This is a genomic window from Pseudomonas sp. 22189 (assembly GCF_052045635.1).
GTDB classification, from domain to species: Bacteria; Pseudomonadota; Gammaproteobacteria; order Pseudomonadales; family Pseudomonadaceae; genus Aquipseudomonas; species Aquipseudomonas parakoreensis.
Genome location: NZ_JBQEPG010000001.1, coordinates 283176 through 303537 on the forward strand (window position 1 = coordinate 283176; position 20362 = coordinate 303537).

General features: G+C 60.4%; 15 protein-coding genes. 8 read left to right on the top strand and 7 right to left on the bottom strand.

Annotation, left to right across the window (positions count from 1 at the left end):
• Window positions 1-115 precede the first annotated feature (115 nt).
• On the top strand, window positions 116-1069 hold the full coding sequence (locus ACTJKS_RS01435; protein WP_108183453.1) for a DMT family transporter: 954 nt from the start codon (window positions 116-118) through the stop codon (window positions 1067-1069).
• A 75-nt stretch (window positions 1070-1144) separates the two neighbouring features.
• On the opposite strand, the gene ACTJKS_RS01440 is transcribed toward ACTJKS_RS01435, so the two are convergent.
• Entirely contained in the window at window positions 1145-2539 is a 1395-nt protein-coding gene (locus ACTJKS_RS01440; RefSeq protein ID WP_108183452.1) for a class II fumarate hydratase, read from the bottom strand.
• A gap of 193 nt (window positions 2540-2732) precedes the next feature.
• Here ACTJKS_RS01440 and ACTJKS_RS01445 point away from each other — a divergent pair, with 193 nt between their 5' ends.
• The 5 genes from ACTJKS_RS01445 to ACTJKS_RS01465 all read left to right on the top strand — a co-directional run bounded on the left by ACTJKS_RS01445 (window position 2733) and on the right by ACTJKS_RS01465 (window position 7111).
• Complete coding sequence (locus ACTJKS_RS01445; protein ID WP_003226938.1) at window positions 2733-3251, top strand: DUF2059 domain-containing protein; 519 nt, start codon at window positions 2733-2735, stop codon at window positions 3249-3251.
• A gap of 12 nt (window positions 3252-3263) precedes the next feature.
• Entirely contained in the window at window positions 3264-3563 is a 300-nt protein-coding gene (locus ACTJKS_RS01450) for a BolA family protein (protein ID WP_041069332.1), read from the top strand.
• Between the two features lie 158 nt (window positions 3564-3721).
• Entirely contained in the window at window positions 3722-4663 is a 942-nt protein-coding gene (gene trhO, locus ACTJKS_RS01455) for an oxygen-dependent tRNA uridine(34) hydroxylase TrhO (protein WP_041069334.1), read from the top strand.
• Window positions 4664-4698: 35 nt separating this feature from the next.
• Entirely contained in the window at window positions 4699-5301 is a 603-nt protein-coding gene (locus ACTJKS_RS01460; RefSeq protein ID WP_186448459.1) for a DsbA family protein, read from the top strand.
• The gene (locus tag ACTJKS_RS01465) at window positions 5294-7111 is read left to right on the top strand and encodes an ABC transporter ATP-binding protein (protein WP_198759130.1); all 1818 of its coding nucleotides are present in this window, start codon (window positions 5294-5296) and stop codon (window positions 7109-7111) included. Before ACTJKS_RS01460 ends, ACTJKS_RS01465 begins: the two co-directional genes overlap by 8 nt.
• On the opposite strand, the gene ACTJKS_RS01470 is transcribed toward ACTJKS_RS01465, so the two are convergent.
• The gene (locus ACTJKS_RS01470; RefSeq protein WP_262948510.1) at window positions 7112-11737 is read right to left on the bottom strand and encodes a deaminase domain-containing protein; all 4626 of its coding nucleotides are present in this window, start codon (window positions 11735-11737) and stop codon (window positions 7112-7114) included. It lies immediately after the preceding gene.
• A gap of 174 nt (window positions 11738-11911) precedes the next feature.
• Here ACTJKS_RS01470 and ACTJKS_RS01475 point away from each other — a divergent pair, with 174 nt between their 5' ends.
• Together ACTJKS_RS01475 and ACTJKS_RS01480 are read left to right on the top strand one after the other, a co-directional pair.
• Window positions 11912-14371, top strand: coding sequence for an EAL domain-containing protein (locus ACTJKS_RS01475; protein WP_108183447.1), 2460 nt, complete (start codon window positions 11912-11914; stop codon window positions 14369-14371).
• A gap of 79 nt (window positions 14372-14450) precedes the next feature.
• Window positions 14451-15212, top strand: coding sequence for a TenA family transcriptional regulator (locus ACTJKS_RS01480; RefSeq protein WP_217436895.1), 762 nt, complete (start codon window positions 14451-14453; stop codon window positions 15210-15212).
• A 138-nt stretch (window positions 15213-15350) separates the two neighbouring features.
• Here the strand turns inward: ACTJKS_RS01480 and ACTJKS_RS01485 are convergent, their stop codons facing one another.
• The 5 genes from ACTJKS_RS01485 to ACTJKS_RS01505 all read right to left on the bottom strand — a co-directional run bounded on the left by ACTJKS_RS01485 (window position 15351) and on the right by ACTJKS_RS01505 (window position 20316).
• Window positions 15351-16277, bottom strand: a complete 927-nt coding sequence (locus ACTJKS_RS01485) for a GGDEF domain-containing protein (protein ID WP_041069352.1) — start codon at window positions 16275-16277, stop codon at window positions 15351-15353.
• Window positions 16278-16639: 362 nt separating this feature from the next.
• Complete coding sequence (locus ACTJKS_RS01490; RefSeq protein WP_003226924.1) at window positions 16640-17380, bottom strand: YciK family oxidoreductase; 741 nt, start codon at window positions 17378-17380, stop codon at window positions 16640-16642.
• Between the two features lie 168 nt (window positions 17381-17548).
• Complete coding sequence (gene mupP / locus ACTJKS_RS01495) at window positions 17549-18220, bottom strand: N-acetylmuramic acid 6-phosphate phosphatase MupP (RefSeq protein WP_108183446.1); 672 nt, start codon at window positions 18218-18220, stop codon at window positions 17549-17551.
• A 4-nt stretch (window positions 18221-18224) separates the two neighbouring features.
• Window positions 18225-18923 carry a bifunctional 2-polyprenyl-6-hydroxyphenol methylase/3-demethylubiquinol 3-O-methyltransferase UbiG gene (ubiG, locus tag ACTJKS_RS01500; RefSeq protein WP_108183445.1) on the bottom strand — a complete coding sequence of 233 codons (699 nt, stop codon included), beginning with the start codon at window positions 18921-18923 and terminating at the stop codon, window positions 18225-18227.
• A 58-nt stretch (window positions 18924-18981) separates the two neighbouring features.
• The gene (locus ACTJKS_RS01505; protein WP_041069362.1) at window positions 18982-20316 is read right to left on the bottom strand and encodes a TRZ/ATZ family hydrolase; all 1335 of its coding nucleotides are present in this window, start codon (window positions 20314-20316) and stop codon (window positions 18982-18984) included.
• Window positions 20317-20362: the final 46 nt, after the last annotated feature.

The following is a 20362-nucleotide window of genomic DNA, read 5'->3' on the forward strand; positions in this document are numbered from 1 at the left end:
AATTTAATGCTGCGACCTGCACAGTTTCATTCGCGGCCTGGCCCGAACTGTCCCTGTGTTGCGCCAGCGCGCGGGCCTAGAATGACCGCTCTCGTCAGCAGGCATTGGGGTTCGCATGCACATTTCATCCGGTCGCTGGGTCTACGGTCTGTTCCTGGCGCTGCTGACGGCGTTTTTGTGGGGCATCCTGCCGATCAAGCTCAAACAGGTGTTGCAGGTGATGGACCCGATCACCGTGACCTGGTTTCGTCTGTTGGTCTCCGGTGGTTGCCTGTTTATTTATCTGGCGTCGGTCAAGCGTCTGCCGAGCCGCAAAGTCCTCGGCCCCCGGGGCGGCTGGCTGGTGTTGATGGCGGTGCTCGGGCTGGTGGGCAACTACGTGCTGTACCTGATGGGGCTCAATCTGCTCAGCCCCGGCACCGCGCAACTGGTGGTGCAGATGGGGCCGATCATGTTGCTGATCGCCAGCCTGTTTGTGTTCAAGGAGCGCTTCAGCATCGGTCAGGGCATGGGTCTGGCAGTGCTGCTGATCGGCTTCGTGCTGTTTTTCAATCAACGGCTGGCCGAGTTGCTGACGTCATTGTCGGACTACACCGCCGGCGTGTTGCTGGTGCTGTTGGCCTCGACCGTCTGGACGTTCTACGCGCTGGGCCAGAAGCAATTGCTCACGGTATGGAATTCGTTGCAGGTGATGATGGTGATTTACCTGTTCTGCGCTTTGTTGCTGACGCCGTGGGTGCATCCGCTCAAAGCGCTGGAATTGAGCCCGTTGCAGGGCTGGCTGCTGCTGGCTTGCTGTATGAACACGCTGATTGCCTACGGTGCATTTGCCGAGGCGCTGGCGCATTGGGAGGCGTCGCGCGTCAGTGCGACGTTGGCGATCACGCCGTTGGTGACCTTTGGCGCGGTGGCATTGGCGGCGTGGATGTGGCCGGATTATGTGCATGCCGAACAGATCAATGGTCTGGGCTACGGCGGCGCGGTGCTGGTGGTGCTGGGGTCGGCGCTGGTGGCGCTGGGGCCGTCGTTGATTGCCGGGCTGAAGGCGCGGCGGATGCGGGTGGCCTGAAAAGCAAAAGATCGCAGCCTGCGGCAGCTCCTACAGTTGGAATGCGTTCCNCCGCAGGCTGCGATCTTTTTGCTGTTAGCCCTTGGCGCCAGCCTCGATCATATTCTCCGGTCGCACCCAGGCATCGAACTCTTCATCGGTCAGATAGCCCAGTTGCAACGCCGCTTCACGCAAGGTCAGACCCTCGCCGTAAGCCTTCTTGGCGATTTCTGCCGACTTGTCGTAACCGATGTGCGGGTTCAGCGCCGTCACCAGCATCAGCCCACGTTCCAGGTGTTTGGCCATGACTTCGGCGTCGGGTTCAAGACCGGCAATGCAGTGCTGCTGAAAGTTGCTGCAGCCGTCGGCGAGCAGGCGGATCGATTGCAACACGTTATGGATGATCACCGGTTTGTATACGTTCAATTGCAGGTGACCCTGACTCGCCGCGATGCCGATCGTGACATCGTTGCCCAACACTTGGCAGGCGAGCATCGACAGCGCTTCGCACTGCGTCGGGTTGACCTTGCCGGGCATGATCGAGCTGCCCGGTTCGTTGGCCGGCAATTTCACTTCGGCCAATCCGGCGCGGGGGCCTGAGCCGAGCAGGCGCAGGTCGTTGGCGATTTTCATCAGCGCCACGGCGAGGGTCTTTAAGGCGCCGGACAGGCTGGTCAGCGGCTCATGCCCAGCCAGCGCAGCAAACTTGTTTGGCGCAGTGACGAACGGCAGCCCGGACAGCGCGGCGAGTTCCGCGGCAATCGCTTCGCCAAAGCCGTGCGGCGAATTCAGACCGGTGCCGACCGCGGTGCCGCCCTGCGCCAGTTCGCACACCGCCGGCAGTGCCGCGCGGATCGCTCGCTCGGCGTAATCCAGCTGCGCTATGAACCCGGACAACTCCTGACCGAAGGTGATCGGGGTCGCGTCCATCATGTGCGTGCGACCGGTCTTCACCAGTTTCATGTGGCGCGCCGCCAGTTCGGCCAGACCACCGGACAGCTCGGCGATGGCCGGCAGCAATTGCTCCTGCACGGCTTTGGCCGTGGCGATGCTCATGGCGGTGGGGAAGCAATCGTTGGAGCTTTGCGAGCGGTTGACGTGATCGTTGGGGTGCACCGGCGTCTTGCCGCCGCGCGGGTTACCGGCCAGTTCGTTGGCGCGACCGGCAATCACTTCGTTGACGTTCATGTTGCTCTGGGTGCCGCTGCCGGTCTGCCAGACCACCAGCGGAAACTGGTCGTCGTGCTGGCCGTCGAGGACTTCATCGGCGGCCTGCTCGATCAGGCGGGCGATGTCGGCGGGCAGGTCGCCGTTGCGGTCGTTGACCCGGGCGGCGGCTTTCTTGATCAGGGCCAGCGCGTGCAGTACCGGCAGCGGCATGCGTTCCTGACCAATGGCGAAGTTGATCAGCGAGCGTTGCGTCTGAGCACCCCAGTAGGCGTCGTCCGGGACTTCGATCTGGCCCAGGCTGTCGGTTTCGATACGGCTCATCGTGCACACTCCTGTTGGTCTGTTTGCGCAGTTTAGGCCCGGTCAGGCCCAGGTGGTTCCCTCGAACCGATTGTTGACCGGCAAAACCCGGCCAATCAAGCACGGCAAGGCTCGGGGGTTGAGCCACGAGGTTTTTTAGGCGCAGAATGGTCGCCCTTGGGGTTTGACCTCGCCTAGCTGAAAAGGAAACTCGATGACTCGTCTTCGTGCCATCTGCACCGCGGTTGCACTGGTTTGCGCCAGCGGCCAGGTGCTTGCCGATACTGCCAGCCACAACGCCAGTGCTGAAGCTTTCCTGACCCTGGCGCACGCTGACAAGCTGGGCACTCCGGTGTACATGCAAGTGCAGCAAATGTTCGCTCAGCGTTTTGAACAGACCAAAGCCCCGGAATCCAAAAAAGCCGTACTGGAAACCTACCAGGCCAAGGCCAACGCCGCGCTGGACCAGGCCATCGGCTGGAACAAGCTCAAGCCTGACATGGTCAAGCTCTACACCAGCAACTTCAGCGAATCGGAGCTGAAAGACCTGGTCGCGTTCTACCAGTCGCCACTGGGCAAGAAAGTCCTGGAAAAAATGCCGCAGCTGACCCAGCAATCGGCCCAGATGACCCAGGCCAAGCTGGAAAGCGCCGTGCCAGTCGTCAACAAGCTGCTCGACGACATGACCAACGAGCTGGCACCGAAAGGCGCTGCGCCGGCCAAGAAGAAGTAAGCGGAGTTCGTGATGAGCATGCAACAACGCATCGAATCGACGCTGGCTCTGCTTCAGCCTGAGCATTTGCAGGTGCTGGACGAAAGCCACATGCACAGTCGCGGGTTGCAGACCCACTTCAAGGCGGTGGTGGTCAGCGCGCAGTTCGAAGGCCTGAACCGGGTCAAGCGCCACCAGAAAGTCTACGGCACGCTCGGCGAGCTGATGGGCGAGTTCCATGCGTTGGCGCTGCACACCTACACCCCGCAGGAATGGGCAGAAGTCGGCGCCGCCCCGGCGTCGCCGACCTGTGCCGGCGGTAGCAAACATTAAGATCAAAAGATCGCAGCCTGCGGCAGCTCCTANTTCCCTGTAGGAGCTGCCGCAGGCTGCGATCTTTTTTGCTAGAATCCGCAACGCGCCGCTCAGCCGGCGCGTTTTTTTTGAATCCGGTTCACCCTTTGCGAGGGTAGCCACCTGGAGAAATACCCATGACACAACCGATTGTCGTGGCGGCACTGTATAAGTTCGTCACCCTCGAAGATTACGTTGACCTGCGCGAGCCACTGCTCAAAGCGATGGTCGACAACGGCATCAAAGGCACGCTGCTGATCGCCGAAGAAGGCATCAACGGCACCGTGTCCGGCAGCCGCGAAGGCATCGATGGCCTGCTCGCCTGGCTGAAGAATGACCCGCGCATGATCGACATTGACCACAAAGAGTCGTACTGCGACGAGCAGCCGTTCTACCGCACCAAGGTCAAGCTGAAGAAAGAGATCGTCACCCTCGGCGTCGAAGGCGTGGACCCAAACAAAAAGGTCGGCACCTACGTCGAGCCGCAGGACTGGAACGCACTGATCAGCGACCCGCAAGTGCTGCTGATCGACACCCGCAACGATTACGAAGTGGCGATTGGCACGTTCGAAGGCGCCATCGATCCGAAAACCACCAGTTTTCGCGAATTCCCCGACTACATCAAAGAGCACTTCGACCCGGCCGTACACAAGAAGGTCGCGATGTTCTGCACCGGTGGCATTCGCTGCGAGAAAGCCTCCAGTTACATGCTGGGCGAGGGGTTCGAAGAGGTTTACCACCTCAAGGGCGGCATCCTGAAGTACCTCGAAGAAGTGCCGCAGGAAGAAACCAAGTGGCAGGGCGACTGCTTCGTGTTCGACAACCGCGTGACCGTGCGTCACGACCTCAGCGAAGGCGACTACGATCAATGTCATGCCTGCCGCACTCCGGTCAGTGTTGAAGATCGCGCCTCCGAGCACTACGTGGCCGGCATCAGCTGCCCGCATTGCTGGGACAAGTTGAGCGAGAAAACCCGCCGCAGTGCCATCGATCGGCAGAAGCAGATCGAACTGGCCAAGGCGCGCAACATGCCGCACCCGATCGGCTACAACTATAAACAAGCATCCACCGAGGCCTGATCATGACTGCGCGCCTGCTCTATGTGATGGATCCGATGTGTTCCTGGTGCTGGGGGTTCGCTCCGGTCGCCAAGGCATTGGTCGAGCAGGCGCAGGCAGCGGGAGTGGAGCTGCATCTGGTGGTCGGCGGCTTGCGCACTGGCAGCGGTGCGGCGCTGGAACCGACCACGCGGCGCTACATCCTTGAGCACTGGCAAGCGGTCACCGAGGCCACCGGTCAGCCGTTCAAGTTCGACGGCGCTTTGCCTGACGGTTTTGTCTACGACACCGAGCCGGCCTGTCGGGCGATCGTTACCGCGCGCAGCCTGGCACCGGATTGCGCCTGGAAACTGGTCGGCCTGATCCAGCAGGCGTTTTACGCTGAAGGTCGCGATGTCACCCAGGCCAGTGTGCTGGTGGAGCTGGCTGAAAAGGCTGGCGTGCCGCGCATCGAATTTGCTGCCTTGTTCGATCATGCCGACCAACACAAAGCGACTCAGGCGGATTTCACTTGGGTGCAGGATTTGGGCATTGCCGGATTCCCGACCCTGCTCGCCGAACGCAATGGCCAACTGGCCTTGCTGACCAACGGCTATCAACCGCTCAGTGAGCTGTCGCCGTTGCTCGGCCGCTGGCTGGAGCGCGCAGCCTGTGCCTGACCGGGCCGATGACACGCCAGCCGTAAAGCGTGTCGACCGGCTGAGCTGGGCAGAAGTCCGGCGCCTGGCACTGCATCACAAAAAGTCCCTGTGGATCGCTAACGGCGTGGCCGTGCTGGCGACGCTGTGCAGCGTGCCGATTCCGTTGCTGTTGCCGTTGCTGGTGGACGAAGTCCTGCTCGGGCATGGCGATGCCGCGCTGAAAGTCATGAACCATGTGTTGCCGTCGATGTGGCAGCAGGCGGCGGGCTACATAGGTCTGATGCTGCTGGTCACCCTGACGCTGCGTTGCAGCGCCCTGTGTTTTGGCGTGTTGCAGGCGCGGCTGTTTGCCCGGCTGGCGAAAGACATCGTCTACCGCATTCGCGTGCGCCTGATTGAACGCCTCAAACGTATCTCCCTCGGCGAATATGAAAGCCTCGGCAGCGGCACCGTGACCACGCATCTGGTCACCGATCTGGACACCCTCGACAAATTCGTCGGTGAAACCCTCAGCCGGTTTCTGGTGGCGATGCTGACCCTGGTCGGCACCGCCAGCATTCTGATGTGGATGCACTGGAAACTGGCGCTGCTGATCCTGCTGTTCAACCCGTTGGTGATCTACGCCACGGTGCAGTTGGGCAAGCGAGTCAAGCACCTGAAGAAACTGGAGAACGACAGCACCTCGCGTTTCACTCAGGCCTTGAGCGAAACCCTCGATGCGATCCAGGAAGTGCGCGCCGGCAACCGTCAGGGCTTCTTCCTCGGGCGACTTGGCTTGCGCGCGCAGGAAGTGCGTAACTACGCGGTCAATTCGCAGTGGAAGACCGATGCGTCGAACCGCGCCAGTGGTCTGCTGTTCCAGTTCGGCATCGACATCTTCCGCGCGGCGGCGATGCTCACGGTGCTGTTCTCCGACCTGTCGATCGGGCAGATGCTCGCGGTGTTCAGTTACCTGTGGTTCATGATCGGCCCGGTCGAGCAACTGCTCAATCTGCAATACGCCTACTACGCGGCGGGCGGCGCGTTGGCGCGGATCAACGAACTGCTGGCGCGGGCTGACGAGCCGCAGTACCCGGGTGGCGTCGATCCGTTCAAGGGCCGTGAAACCGTGGGCATCGAGGTGCAGGGACTGAGCTTCGGTTACGGCGATGAACTGGTGGTGGATCAGATGAACCTGTCCATCGCTCCCGGTGAAAAAGTCGCGATTGTCGGTGCCAGTGGCGGCGGCAAGAGCACGCTGGTGCAGTTGCTGCTCGGGTTATACACGCCGTTGTCCGGTAGCATTCGTTTCGGCGGTTCGACCCAGCAGGAAATCGGCCTGGAGCTGATTCGTGAAAACGTCGCGGTGGTGCTGCAGCATCCGGCGCTGTTCAACGACACCGTCCGCGCCAACCTGACCATGGGCCGCACCCGTAGCGACGAAGCTTGCTGGCAGGCGCTGGAAATCGCTCAGTTGGAAGCGACCATCCGCGCCTTGCCGGATGGCCTGGACAGTATCGTTGGACGTTCCGGCGTGCGCCTGTCCGGCGGTCAGCGCCAGCGTCTGGCAATTGCGCGGATGATCCTCGCCGAGCCGAAAGTGGTGATCCTCGACGAAGCCACCTCGGCCCTCGATGCCGCTACCGAATACAACCTGCATCAGGCCATGGCGCGCTTTCTCAGCGGCCGTACCACGCTGATCATTGCCCATCGCTTGTCGGCGGTGAAGCAGGCCGATCGGGTGCTGGTGTTCGATGGCGGGCAAGTGGCCGAGGATGGCGACCACCAGCAACTGATCGCCGACGGCGGCCTCTACGCCAAGCTCTACGGCCACTTGCAGCGTCTGTAATCAGCCCCACAGCACTTGCAGCGCCGCCTCTTCGCCGTCATGGCCAAATTGCTTCATTACCACCGAACAGGATTCGCACGGGCGCATGGTCGTCGCGATGTCGACCGAGCGGATCTCCTTCGGATCGGGGTATTTCTCGCGCAGCACGCTGATCAGCTTGCTTTCGCTGTCCAGCGAGGTCGGCCGGCTGGTCTGCGTCGGGTGATAGGTTTTCAGATCCTTGATGGTCAGCGGCAGGGCCAGCAATTGCCCTTGCTCGGTGACCTCCAGCGAGGTGCGCGGGAAGGCCGGGTTATAGTCGATGTTGATGTAAGTGGTGTTGCCGATCCGCACATGATTGGCGCCCATGTGGCGAAACAGCGGCAGGCGCTGGGTGCTGCCCTGAGCGCCGGAAACGCTGACGTAGACTTCCCGTTTGCCGCTGGCCGTGGTGACTTCGGCATAGGCGATGTTACGTGCGTTGACCGGCCGCTCACGCACGGGCAGCAGGTTGTGCAGTTTCTGCATGGCACTGTCGATGCGCAGGGCCGCGTTGCTGTTGGCCGGGTTGATCGTCGGTGACAGGAACAACGTGTCGAAAATCTCTGCGGTTTTCTGCCGAAAGGCTTCCGGCGCTTCCTTGCTGCGCGCCCACGTGACGGCGCCTTCGGGCAGACGGGTGACGATCATCCGCGTCGAGTGATCGAACATCAGCGCCTCGCCCGGGCTGGTGTCGACTTTCAGCCATTTCAGATTGTTGGCCGGACTGGCTGTGGTGCCGATGGGAATTGCGATCTGCTCCATGGTCTGCATCGCGCGCTGCACCGATTCGAGGCCATGGATGCGCACGATGTTGTTGGCGTGCAGCGAGCCGGTGTAGACGGTCAGCAATTCCGCACCGAGACTGCCGTCGGCCAGTTCGGCGGGGGCCAGGCGTTTGAATGTCAGCTGCCTGCCCGGGACTTCGCCTTTGGCGAAAGTGGCGAGGTAGTACTCATGGTTGTTGACCCGGAAAAATACATGGGTGGCCGAGTCGTCGATGGCCGGCAGCAGCACTGCGCCGACCTGATGTGAATCATTGATCCCGTCGTAGGTACCGCCGGTTTTTATCCGGGCATAAATACCTTTGCGAAACTGCAGCGTGGCTTGAATCTGCTGTCTTGGCACCAGCCTGCCCTGATTGAAGCCCAGACGACGCAGGTCACCGGTGAACAGCCGCGGGCGGTTATCGATGATTTGATAAAGCTTGGCATCGACCGCCAGGAACGTTCCTTCTTGCCGGGGCAGGGTGGCGGGCTCCGAAATCCGCTCGCCAAACCACGGCGCGTAACCTTTTTCCTTGTCGATCGTGCCAAGGCTGGGCGTCGGAGCCGGTTCTGCAGTGATGTAGCTGACGCGGCAGTCGCCCGCGCCCGGTGCGCGACGTACCCGGCACGGCAGCAGCGTCCAGTGCTGACTGTCATCAAGCAGATCGACCCGGCGCAGTTCATCGCCGTCGAGTCGATAGGGCACATCATCCATCAAGACTGTGATGCGTCCGCCAGCCTCGGGCATGAGTTCGATGCGCGTATCGGGCGCCAGCTCGATATCGACCTGATTGTCGGTTTTTTTCACGACGCTGTAGTGCGAACGCCCTAGCGAAAAGTCGTGTTCGTGTGCGAGTAGCTGAGGCCCGTAAGGACGGTCGGACAGCGGATCAAGCAGGTGATACCGGGAGTCGCCGACAGCGACGTTGCGCACCGGCACATCGTCAATGCCTTTGACCACGGCCAGATGATCGGCAGGGTTCAGTGCTTTCCAGTGCCCGGCATTCAGTGCCTGAGGCAGGCTGTGCATCAAGTCGTAGTCAGCGCTTCTGCCGGCCAGTTTTTTCAGGCGCATGACGGCGCGGTGTTCCAGATGCGCCACGGCCCGCACTGCGCCGATTGCGCCTCGGCCGCCAAGCTTGAGCAAGGCAGGCGCAGCGTCCAGCGGATTGAAGTTTCTCAAGCTCGAAACCAGCAGGTTCTTCGACAATTGCGCCATGCGTGGCAGTGCGACGCGAATCGCCATTTTTCCTGCCACTGCAGTGAGGCGGATACTGCCGGCAACAAACTTGCCCAGGGGAATCGCGAACGAGACGATATCGAGGAACAGGCCGAGTACGCCCAGTGCGCGTTTCTCCGGGCTGTCCGATTGCAGGTCTTCGAGACTGCCCCAGAACGGAATAAAACCCTTGAGGGCATGAATCCAGTGCGTTTTGCTGTTGTCTTGTTCGTAGCGGGTTTTTCCCCAAGCGTCGCTGCGCAGCGCCTGCTCGTCGACATAGAACAGCTGCGTCGCGATGACAGAGGCGATTTGAGCAGTGCGCGGCGAGGTGAAGCTCAGGTTCGGCGAGCTGTCCTGATGGGCCGCCGGGATCATCGAAACCGGAAGGGGCTCGCCCAGTGGTTCGAGGATGGCGATGCACATGGCGTCGGCGGCGGGGGACGAGCCGTTCCAGTGTGCTTCTCGATCGAATGGCAGGCGGCGGGCGACGATGCGAGTGATGCTCTGCGCCCTGGTGCGTCCACGTTTCGGCGGCAGTGGTGGCAATAACACACCGCCCATTTGGGTGCTATCCAGATCTGTACGTTGGCGAATGATGCCGGCGCGCGGCAGGCATTCGTAGAAGCGTGACGAGCCCTGATACGTCACTTGCAGGAAGAAACCCATGCGTGCCCGAAGCGGCAGGAGGTTTTCCGGTGTTTCCAGGTGAGCCTCGATGTGCCGCGTCTTATCCCTGAGGCTGTGAATCCTCACTTCGCCGTGTTCCAGTGCCCGGCGGTCAGCCCACGGCAGAGTGACCAATAGCGACTTGATTAAATATTCATAGGCTTTGCGGGTCTTGCTCAGATAATCGTCGAACTGCCGATCGAACACTGTCCTGATATCGGGCAGGGTGCACTTGCTCGGGAAGCGTGAAACACGTTCGCCTGGTTGATGTCCGGTGTCGACAAAACCACTGTGCAGGTTGCCTTCCGGATTCAGGCTGATCCATTCGCTGGCGTTGCGGCCATCGCTGCTGACGTACCAGCGCGTGTCGTTGTTCAGCCCGCCAGAGGCATAGACCTCCAGCAGCGGCCAGGTGCGCAATGCCACTTCCTCGGTATCGATAATGCTGCGTCGGGCACGGTTGCGCGCTGAGTGATGGTAGCGCTTGAGGCGAATCGTCGTGTGATCGTACAGATCGTTGGTCAGCGCCTTGTCCAGTTCCTGTTGCGCCAGGGCGAGTCTGCGTGGCGGCTCGATGTCCAGTTGCAGGATCGCCGCGTTCAGTTGTTTCTCATGGTCTTCCAGAGCGTTCAGCGGCGCGTGACCGTTTGGGGATTCGCTCGCGACAGCCAGCGCTCCGGTGGCTGCGGTCCAGGTACGTGCGGCAGCCACGCGGGTCATGGCGATCAGGGTTTGCAGGTCGCTGCTGGCGTTGTGACTTTTGTGCAGCGGCAGATCGACCAGTTGCTGAAAGCTCAAATACTCCAGCGACCGTGGATCAAGGGCATGAGCGAGGTGCACGCCATGCACGAAATTGACCCAGACCACCGAGCTGGCGTAAGGCAGGTCGTCAGGGATGTCGCGCACTTGAAATTCCGGTCCGAATTGCGCCAGACAGACCCATCCCAGCAGGTGTTTCTCGATCGTCGTCGAGGTTCGGTGAGAATCCTCCAGATGCTGTAAAAAGTCCCGGCGAATGGTGGCGTAGCCGGCTCCGTAGTGAGCGCGTTGTTCGAGCGCAAAACCGGCCACTTCGGTCGAACTGCGGTTGCCAGGCAGGTCGTACCACAGGCACAAGGCTTCGAGCAGTAAACGCAGGCCGATATCGGGGACGGTCAGTTCATCGGGTCGGGCGCCGTACCATTGCAGCCTTTGCAGCAAGCGCTGGCCCAGGTCATGGGCCTGGGGGGTGTCGAGCAGGCGCTCCAGGCAGGTGGCGGGCTGCTGCTCCAGTTGCTGGACGGTAAAAGGAGGCGTGACTTCGCTGGCCAGACTGTCAATGGCCGACAGGGGTTTACCGATGAGCCAGTCGCCCATCACGTCGTGAATCGCGGCTTTGTCCTCGTCGCTCATCAACACCGCGAGCGTCGGGTGATGTCGCAGATTCAGTCGCAGGCTGGCGCGCTGTTCTTCGACTTTGCCGATCAGCCGGGTCAGTGCCGTGGCGTCCGGTGCGTCCGCAAATGTGAACCCGGACTCACGCAGCAGTTGTGACAGCGGCTGCAGCCTGTCGGAACGCAGGTGTGCGCCTATACTCAGCAACGCTCGCTGAAACCTTTGAAGGCTGCTGGAGGCCTGGCTGACGCTCTCGATGACATAACGGGCGACGCTGCCATCGGGACGGTGGAAGGAGAAGTTGCATTGATCAGCCGTGGTGTCGACTTGCAGCAGGGCTCCTCTGGAGGTCTGCAGATAGGCAGTCAATTGCGGTTCGCCGCTGTTTTCGAACAGCGTTTGCAGCATGTTTTGCGCCTGCTCTTGTGCTGCGCCCAGGCGTGAATGGGCCTGGGGCGCCAGGTAGCAGGACTCCAGTGAAGTCGAAGCGTCGAGGACCGCGCGCAGGGCAGTGATCATTGCGCGGTATTCGTCCTGTTGGGCAGTATGGCGTTGCAGCGCGGTTGTAAGTGACTGCATGGAAAACGGCTCTGGATGATTGAAAGCCGTCAGTGTCGAAGCATCGCGCACCTCGGGTGCGGTACATATGTATGGTCGGTTGCAAGCTTCCTGGCTTGCCGGAAGGGGGAACGCCCCCTAGTCTGGCTTTAGCGGTCTCCCCTTGATGATGGCAGTACGTGCGCAAAGGACCTCATGAAGCAAAAAAGGACACTCGGAACGCCACGGTTGTTGGGCATCGTCTGGCCATTTATTGCCGTCGTGTTATTTCAGGCGTTATTGGGGGGCGTGAGTCTCTACGTCCTGTCGGCCGTGCGTGGCTATGTCGCCGGTGAAAGTCTCTGGTCCAAGGGCCAGAAGGACGCCATCTATTACCTGAACCTGTATGCCGACAGCCGTGACGAGGCGATCTTCCTCAAGTACAAGGACGCGATTGCGGTGCCCCAGGGCGGTCACCAGTTGCGTCTGGCGCTGGATCGTCAACCGCCGGATCTGCAGGCGGCGCGGGAAGGGATTCTCAAGGGTGGCAACCATCCCGATGACGTTTCGAGCCTGATCTGGCTGTACCTCAATTTCCGTCATTTCAGTTATCTGGAAACAGCGATCGACCGCTGGACCATCGGCGATGCCTATCTGGTGCAACTGGACAATGTCGCGCGCGAGATGCATCAGGGCATCAGCAAGAATGTCGCGACGCCGGCTGATATCCAGCACTGGAAAGCGCAAATCTTTGCCATCAATGACGGTGTAACGCCGGCGGCCAAGGCTTTCAGCGATGCCTTGGGCGAAGGCTCGCGGATGATCCTGCGCCTGCTGCTGTTCACCAACCTGGCCACGGCGCTGGGGTTGATCGTGCTGGCACTGTTGCGCACCCACAAACTGCTCAAACAGCGCCATGCCTTTGCCCAGGCGCTGCAACTGGAGAAGGACCGGGCGCACATCACCCTGCAATCGATTGGCGACGGAGTCATCACCACTGATGTCAATGGTGCGATCGATTACATGAATCCTGCAGCAGAAGCGATGACGCACTGGAAGTCCGAGCATGCGGCGGGGCTGCCTCTGGCCGCGCTGTTCAATCTGCTGGACGACAACGCGCAGGCAGAAGGGCTGACGCTGATCGAGCATATCCTCAGCGGGCAACTGGTCGGCGGCAGCGAACATTCCAAACTGATTCAGCGCCTGGACGGCAGCACGGTTTCCGTGACGCTGGTGGGCGCACCGATCCGCAATGCCGAGAAAGTCAGTGGCACAGTGTTGGTGCTGCATGACATGACTCAGGAACGGCAATACATCGCCAACCTGTCATGGCAGGCAACCCACGATGCCCTGACCGGTCTGGCCAACCGCCGCGAATTCGAATATCGCCTGGAGCAGGCCCTGCACAACCTGACGCGCCAGCCCGGTCGGCATGCGCTGATGTTCCTTGATCTGGACCAGTTCAAACTGGTCAACGACACCTGCGGCCATGCCGCTGGCGATGAGTTGCTGCGGCACATCTGCGCGCTGTTGCAATCGGGCTTGCGCGAGAGCGACACCCTGGCACGGCTGGGCGGCGACGAGTTCGGCATCCTGCTGGAGAACTGCGCCCCGGACGCTGCCGAGAAAATTGCCGAGAGCTTGCGTCAGACTGTGCAGAACCTGCACTTCGTGTGGAAGGGGCGACCGTTCCTGACCACGGTGAGTATCGGTCTGGTGCACATCGCCCAGACCCCGACCACCCTCGAAGCCTCATTGCGTGCAGCTGACATGGCTTGCTACATGGCCAAGGAAAAGGGCCGTAACCGGGTGCAGGTTTATCATGCAGACGACTCCGAACTGTCTCTGCGCTTCGGCGAAATGGCCTGGGTGCAGCGCTTGCACATGGCTCTGGAAGAAGACCGCTTTTGCCTTTACGCCCAGGAAATCGCGCCACTGGGCCCCGCAGCTGATGGCGGCGGGCACATCGAAATACTCTTGCGTCTGCATGACGAGGCCGGGCGGATGATCCTGCCGGACAGTTTCATTCCGGCGGCCGAACGTTATGGCCTGATGAGTCAACTGGACCGTTGGGTTGTAGAAAATGTTTTTAAAGTCATTGCCCAATGTATTGCCGAACAACATCAAGGGCCTTTGGCAATGTGTGCGATTAATCTTTCAGGCATTACTATCGGAGATGACGCGTTCTTGCACTTTCTGCGTGAACAGTTTGTTAATTACGCCATACCTCCTGAAATGATTTGTTTTGAAATTACCGAAACCAGTGCAATTGCCAATCTTGGGAGTGCAATTCGATTTATTAATGAACTCAAAGGCTTAGGTTGTTACTTCTCGCTTGATGATTTTTGTGCCGGAATGTCTTCATTCGCTTATCTGAAACATTTGCCTGTAGACTTCCTGAAGATCGACGGAAGTTTCGTAAAGGATATGCTGGACGACCCGATTAACCGCGCAATGGTCGAAGTGATCAATCACATCGGGCATGTCATGGGTAAGCAGACAATTGCCGAGTTTGTAGAAACAACCCAGATCGAGCAGGCATTGCTTGAAATCGGGGTGGATTACGCTCAGGGTTACGTCATCGAACGCCCGCAGTTGTTTACCTGCGACAGTTTGCAAAGTCGGCCCGCCAGACCGCAGCCGTTGTTATTCAAGGCGCCTGGCACGTTCCGTTGAAATCTCTTGCCGATCCTTACAATCACAAATCAAAAGGAGCCGAACAGTGATCGACACATTCAACCGAACCGGACCACTCATGGAAGCTGCAAGTTATCCCGCCTGGGCGCAACAGCTCATTACGGATTGCAGCGAGAGCAAGCGCCGGGTTGTCGAACATGAACTGTACCAGCGCATGCGCGATAACAAGCTCAGCGCCAGGACCATGCGCCAGTACCTGATCGGGGGCTGGCCGGTCGTTGAACAGTTTGCGTTGTATATGGCGCAGAACCTGACCAAGACCAGGTTTGCCCGCCATCCTGGGGAGGACATGGCGCGCCGCTGGCTGATGCGTAACATCCGTGTTGAACTCAATCATGCTGATTACTGGCTGAACTGGAGCCGCGCGCACGGCGTCAGCCTTGAGGATCTTCAGGCTCAGCAAGTGCCGCCGGAACTGCATGCGCTGAGTCATTGGTGCTGGCATACGAGTTCGGCGGATTCGCTGATCGTTGCCATCGCTGCCACCAACTACGCCATCGAGGGCGCAACCGGAGAGTGGTCGGCGCTGGTGTGTTCCACTGGCGTTTACGCTGCGGCATTCCCGGAAGAGGAGCGCAAGCGGGCGATGAAATGGCTGAAGATGCATGCCCAATATGACGACGCCCATCCATGGGAAGCGCTGGAAATCATCTGCACGCTGGCGGGGATGAACCCGAGCCAGGCATTGCAGACCGAACTGCGCCAGGCCGTGTGCAAGAGCTACGACTACATGTACCTGTTCCTTGAGCGCTGCATGCAGCTGGAGACCACGGAGCGCGCGATCCACGGTCGTGAACGTCTGGCGTTGGCAGAGAGCTGATTCAAGGTCTGAGGTGTAGCAAAAATGTGGGAGCGAGCCTGCTCGCGAAGACGGCGCTTCAGTCAGTACGGTTTTGACTGATTCACCGCTTTCGCGAGCAGGCTCGCTCCCACACTGCTGTGTGCTGTCTGAGAATATTCAGCCTGCCATCGCCAACCGATTACGCCCTTCGCGCTTGGCTACATACAGCGCACTGTCCGCCCGGCGCAGCAGACTGTCGGCCGATTCCCCCGGCAGCAGAGTCGAACAGCCAAGGCTCACGGTCAGGTCGATCAATTGGCCGTCGGCGAAGTATTCCTCAGCCTGCGCGGCATGGCGCAATCGCTCGCCAACCATTTGCGCCGCTTCCCGGCCGGTGTTCGACAGCAGGATCAGAAACTCTTCCCCGCCATAGCGAAACACCATGTCGACGTTGCGCAACTGGCTCTTGATCGAGGCTGCCACCGCTTTGAGCACGTCATCACCGGCGCTGTGACCGTGGCTGTCGTTGACCCGTTTGAAGTGGTCGATGTCGAGCATCAGAACCGATAGTGGTTGCAGATGCCGACGCGACATGTCGATCTCACGCTGCAGGGTCTGCTCCATGGCGATCCGGTTGCCGGTTCCGGTCAGCGGGTCGCGCAACGCACTTTGCGTGGCAGCGCGGTAGAGCAGGGCGTTGCGCATCGGGAATAACAGCGACGACAGCAGCGATTCGAGGTTGCCCTGATCCTGCTCGCTGAACCGCTGGTTGCGGCGAAACACCAGTTCGCCCAAGTGCTCGCCTTCGTGGCTGAGGCTGTAGCTGACGGAATGGTGACCGCGCGCACCGAATTCCAGGCGCAGGTCGCTGCCTGAATGCACATAACTCAAGGCGTCCAGCGGCACCAGGCGCTGAACTTCGCGAAAAAACAGACCGAGGATTCGTTGCGGTTCAAGACTGGTTTGCAGTTGCAGGCTCATTTGCTGGCGCAGTTGCGCGAGGCTGGCCGGGCGTTCCAGAAGCGGAGGCAGCTGACCAAAGCCCAGGCGTTGCAATTTGGCACTGTCAAAGTCAATTGCATTGGTCTGGGAGGGTGATTTCATATGGCGTGAGCCCCTAAGCAGTAAGTCTGTCTTACAGGCTGGGTGAGAGCGGCTATGGGCTGCGCGTCATACTGATCCATCAGTCCCGTAGGACATTTGGCGTAAGTTTAGTCTGCCGGATGTCGATTAGTCAGCTATCGAAATCGGCCTTGCCCCAGTGCCTTCACACGGCGTGCTTTGAGGGAAATTAGAGCGAAACTCGTGCCATTCGGTTCAGGATTATTAAAACCTTTATGAATCAATGGGATGGCGTTTTGCTTCTAGAGGGAGTGGCAGATATTTGACTGGAATGTGACGCCGAAAAGCGGCAAAGGTGTGCCGCGACGGTAATCCGCCACGGCAACAAAAGCGACGTATGGCAGTTATTGCGCGTTGAATGCCTGGCCATTGATGCCCGTACTGTCCGGGCCCATCAGGTACAGGTACACCGGCATGATCTCTTCCGGGGTCGGATTGTTCAGCGGGTTTTCCCCCGGATAGGCCTGTGCGCGCATGCTGGTACGCGTACCGCCCGGGTTGATGCTGTTGGAGCGCACGGGTGCTACGCCATCGACTTCGTCGGCCAGCGTCTGCATCAGGCCTTCGGTGGCAAACTTCGACACACCGTAGGCGCCCCAGTAGGCCCGGCCCTTGCGTCCGACGCTGCTGGAGGTGAACACCACCGAGGCATCCTGCGACAGCTTGAGCAGCGGCAGCAAGGTGCTGGTCAGCATGAACATGGCGTTGACGTTGACCTGCATGACGCGCATGAAGTTTTCGCCGGACAGTTGCTCGATCGGCGTACGTGGCCCAATGATCGAGGCGTTGTGCAGCAGGCCATCGAGATGGCCGAACTCGGTTTCGATCATCGCCGCCAGCTCATCGTATTGATGGGGCAGGGCGGTTTCCAAGTTAAACGGGATCACCGCCGGTTGTGGGTGGCCGGCTGCTTCGATTTCGTCGTAGACCTGCGTCAGATTGGCTTCGGTCTTGCCCAGCAACAGCACGGTGGCGCCATGGGCGGCGTAGGTTTTGGCAGCCGCCGCACCGATGCCGCGTCCGGCACCGGTGACCAGAATGACCCGGTCCTTGAGCAATTCGGGACGGGCGGTGTAATCAAACATAAAAACCTCACAATCCATTCATGAAGACCTGCTTCCTTGTGGTGAGGGGATTTATCCCCGACCGGCTGCGAAGCAGTCGTGAAACCTGCGTATCGAATCGACCTGAAAGAATGCGGGGGCTGCTTCGCAACCCATCGGGGATAAATCCCCTCGCCACAAAGGCCGTTTTCAGCAGCTGCACAGCGCGCTGTCGAGCACCTTGCGCAACTCCAGCGGATGATCCACCACCACATCCGCGCCCCAGTGCCGCGGGTTGTCGTCCGGATGGATATAGCCATAGGTCACGGCGGCGGTTTTAGTGCCCGCATCGCGCCCGGATTCGATGTCGCGCAGATCATCGCCCACAAACAGCACGGTGGACGGATCCAGATCAAGCATCTTGCACGCGAGGATCAGCGGCTCCGGATCCGGCTTGCTGTTTTTCACGTGGTCCGGGCAGATCAACAGCGCCGAGCGCTCGGCCAGCCCCAGTTGCTGCATGATCGGCTCGGCAAACCGAACCGGTTTGTTGGTGACCACGCCCCAGATCAGGTTGGCCCGTTCGATGTCGGCCAGCAACTCGCCCATGCCGTCGAACAGCTTGCTGTGTACCGCGCAACCGGCCAGATAGCGTTCGAGGAACTCCTGGCGCAGTACTTCGAAACCCGGTGATTCCGGATCCATCGAGAACGTCACCGCGACCATGGCTTTGGCGCCGCCGGAAATTTCGTCGCGGATGTGCTTGTCGTTCATCGGCGGCAAGCCGCGATCCGCGCGCATCGCCTGACAGATGGCGATGAAATCCGGCGCGGTGTCGAGCAGGGTGCCGTCCATATCGAAAAGGACTGCTCTGATGGCCATCGGCTTACTCCTCGCGCAGGGTCTGGATCATGTAGTTGACGTCAACGTCGTTGGCCAGCTTGTAGTGCTTGGTCAGCGGGTTGTAGGTCAGGCCGATGATGTCCTTGACGGTCAGGCCGGCGATGCGGCTCCAGGCGCCCAGCTCGGACGGGCGAATGAATTTCTTGAAGTCGTGGGTGCCGCGTGGCAGCAGCTTCATGATGTATTCGGCACCGACGATGGCGAACAGGTACGCCTTCGGGTTGCGGTTGATGGTCGAAAAGAACACCTGGCCGCCGGGCTTGACCATGCGGTAGCAGGCGCGGATCACCGACGACGGGTCCGGTACGTGCTCCAGCATTTCCAGGCAGGTTACGACGTCGAACTGCTCGGGCATTTCTTCAGCCAGGGCTTCGGCGGTGATCTGCCGGTATTCGACGCTGACGCCGGACTCCAGTTGATGCAGTTGCGCAACCGCCAGTGGCGCTTCGCCCATGTCGATGCCCATGACAGTGGCGCCGCGCTGGGCCATGGCTTCGCTGAGGATGCCGCCGCCGCAACCGACGTCGAGAACTTTCTTGCCGGCCAGATTGACCCGCTCGTCAATCCAGTTGACGCGCAGCGGGTTGATGTCGTGCAGCGGTTTGAACTCGCTTTCACGGTCCCACCAGCGATGGGCCAGGGCTTCGAATTTGGCGATTTCGGCGTGGTCGACGTTGCTCATGATCTATTCCTCGAAAAACTTGAAAAAGGCTGTAGCCGCGAAGTCTGCTCCGCGGTGTTTACGATTCTGAGTGGCCGCTGATGCGCTGGCCCCAGGCCCGGGCGGTGGCGCCCAGCTGTTGTTCGTCCAGGCGGGTCAGGCGCCGGTCGTCGAGTAACTGTTTGCCGGCGACCCACAGGTGTTTCACGCAGTCGCGGCCGGTGGCATAGATAAGCTGTGACACCGGGTCATAGACCGGTTGCTGGGCCAGGCCGGACAGGTCGAAGGCGACGATGTCTGCAGCCTTGCCGATCTCCAGCGAACCGACCTGTGCCTCAATGCCCAAAGCCCGGGCGCCGTTGAGCGTGGCCATTCGCAGCGCGCGATGGGCGTCCAGCGCGGTGGCCGAGCCGGCGACGGCTTTGGCCAGCAGCGCAGCGGTGCGGGTTTCGCCGAGCAGGTCGAGGTCGTTGTTGCTCGCTGCGCCATCGGTGCCGACGGCAACGTTCACGCCAGCCTGCCACAGACGCTCCACCGGGCAGAAACCGCTGGCCAGCTTCAGGTTCGATTCCGGGCAGTGGATCACGCTGGTGTTGCTTTCTACCAGCAATGCCAGATCGTCATCGCTGATCTGGGTCATGTGCACCGCCTGGAAGCGCGGGCCGAGCAGGCCGAGGCGAGCGAGGCGGGCCAGTGGCCGCTCGCCGCGATGCTCCAGCGATTGCTGGACTTCGAAGGCAGTTTCGTGGACATGCATGTGGATCGACGCGTCCAGCTCTTCGGCGATCACGCGGATTTTTTCCAGGTTCTCGTCCCCCACGGTGTAGGGTGCATGTGGGCCGAAAGTGATCTTGATCCGTTCGTGATGCTTCAGATCGCCGAACAGCTCGACGCCCTGACGAATGGCCTCATCGGCGCTGCTGGCGCCGGGGATCGGGAAATCGAGGATCGGAATCGCGATCTGCGCGCGAATGCCGCTGTTGTGCACGCGCTCACTGGCGACTTTCGGGAAGAAGTACATGTCCGAGAAGCAACTGATGCCACCCTTGATCTGCTCGGCAATTGCCAAGTCGGTACCATCACGGACGAAATCTTCATCGACCCATTTGGCTTCGGCCGGCCAGATGTGGTTTTCCAGCCAGGTCATCAGCGGCAGGTCGTCGGCCAGGCCACGGAACAGGGTCATCGCCGCATGTCCGTGGGCGTTGATCAGGCCCGGGCTGAGCAACACGTCCGGCAATTCGCGGACTTCAGTGGCGTTACACTTCAATGCTTCGGCGCGCGGGCCGATAAACACGATGCGACCGTCACGGATGCCCAGGCCGTGCTCCTTGAGCACAACGCCTGCAGGTTCGACGGGTACCAGCCAGGTCGGCAGCAATAATAAGTCGAGCGCAATGGCAGGTTTCGGCATCGAGGGTCGGTTCCAGTGCTTTTGTAAAGGATGGCGAAGTATACCC

Coding starts and splice junctions, on each gene's coding strand:
- ACTJKS_RS01435 (WP_108183453.1), top strand. CDS start 116: ATGCACATTTCATCCGGTCGCTGGGTCTACGGTCTGTTCCTGGCGCTG.
- ACTJKS_RS01440 (WP_108183452.1), bottom strand. CDS start 2,539: ATGAGCCGTATCGAAACCGACAGCCTGGGCCAGATCGAAGTCCCGGAC.
- ACTJKS_RS01445 (WP_003226938.1), top strand. CDS start 2,733: ATGACTCGTCTTCGTGCCATCTGCACCGCGGTTGCACTGGTTTGCGCC.
- ACTJKS_RS01450 (WP_041069332.1), top strand. CDS start 3,264: ATGAGCATGCAACAACGCATCGAATCGACGCTGGCTCTGCTTCAGCCT.
- trhO (WP_041069334.1), top strand. CDS start 3,722: ATGACACAACCGATTGTCGTGGCGGCACTGTATAAGTTCGTCACCCTC.
- ACTJKS_RS01460 (WP_186448459.1), top strand. CDS start 4,699: ATGTGTTCCTGGTGCTGGGGGTTCGCTCCGGTCGCCAAGGCATTGGTC.
- ACTJKS_RS01470 (WP_262948510.1), bottom strand. CDS start 11,737: ATGCAGTCACTTACAACCGCGCTGCAACGCCATACTGCCCAACAGGAC.
- ACTJKS_RS01475 (WP_108183447.1), top strand. CDS start 11,912: ATGAAGCAAAAAAGGACACTCGGAACGCCACGGTTGTTGGGCATCGTC.
- ACTJKS_RS01480 (WP_217436895.1), top strand. CDS start 14,451: ATGGAAGCTGCAAGTTATCCCGCCTGGGCGCAACAGCTCATTACGGAT.
- ACTJKS_RS01485 (WP_041069352.1), bottom strand. CDS start 16,277: ATGAAATCACCCTCCCAGACCAATGCAATTGACTTTGACAGTGCCAAA.
- ACTJKS_RS01490 (WP_003226924.1), bottom strand. CDS start 17,380: ATGTTTGATTACACCGCCCGTCCCGAATTGCTCAAGGACCGGGTCATT.
- mupP (WP_108183446.1), bottom strand. CDS start 18,220: ATGGCCATCAGAGCAGTCCTTTTCGATATGGACGGCACCCTGCTCGAC.
- ubiG (WP_108183445.1), bottom strand. CDS start 18,923: ATGAGCAACGTCGACCACGCCGAAATCGCCAAATTCGAAGCCCTGGCC.
- ACTJKS_RS01505 (WP_041069362.1), bottom strand. CDS start 20,316: ATGCCGAAACCTGCCATTGCGCTCGACTTATTATTGCTGCCGACCTGG.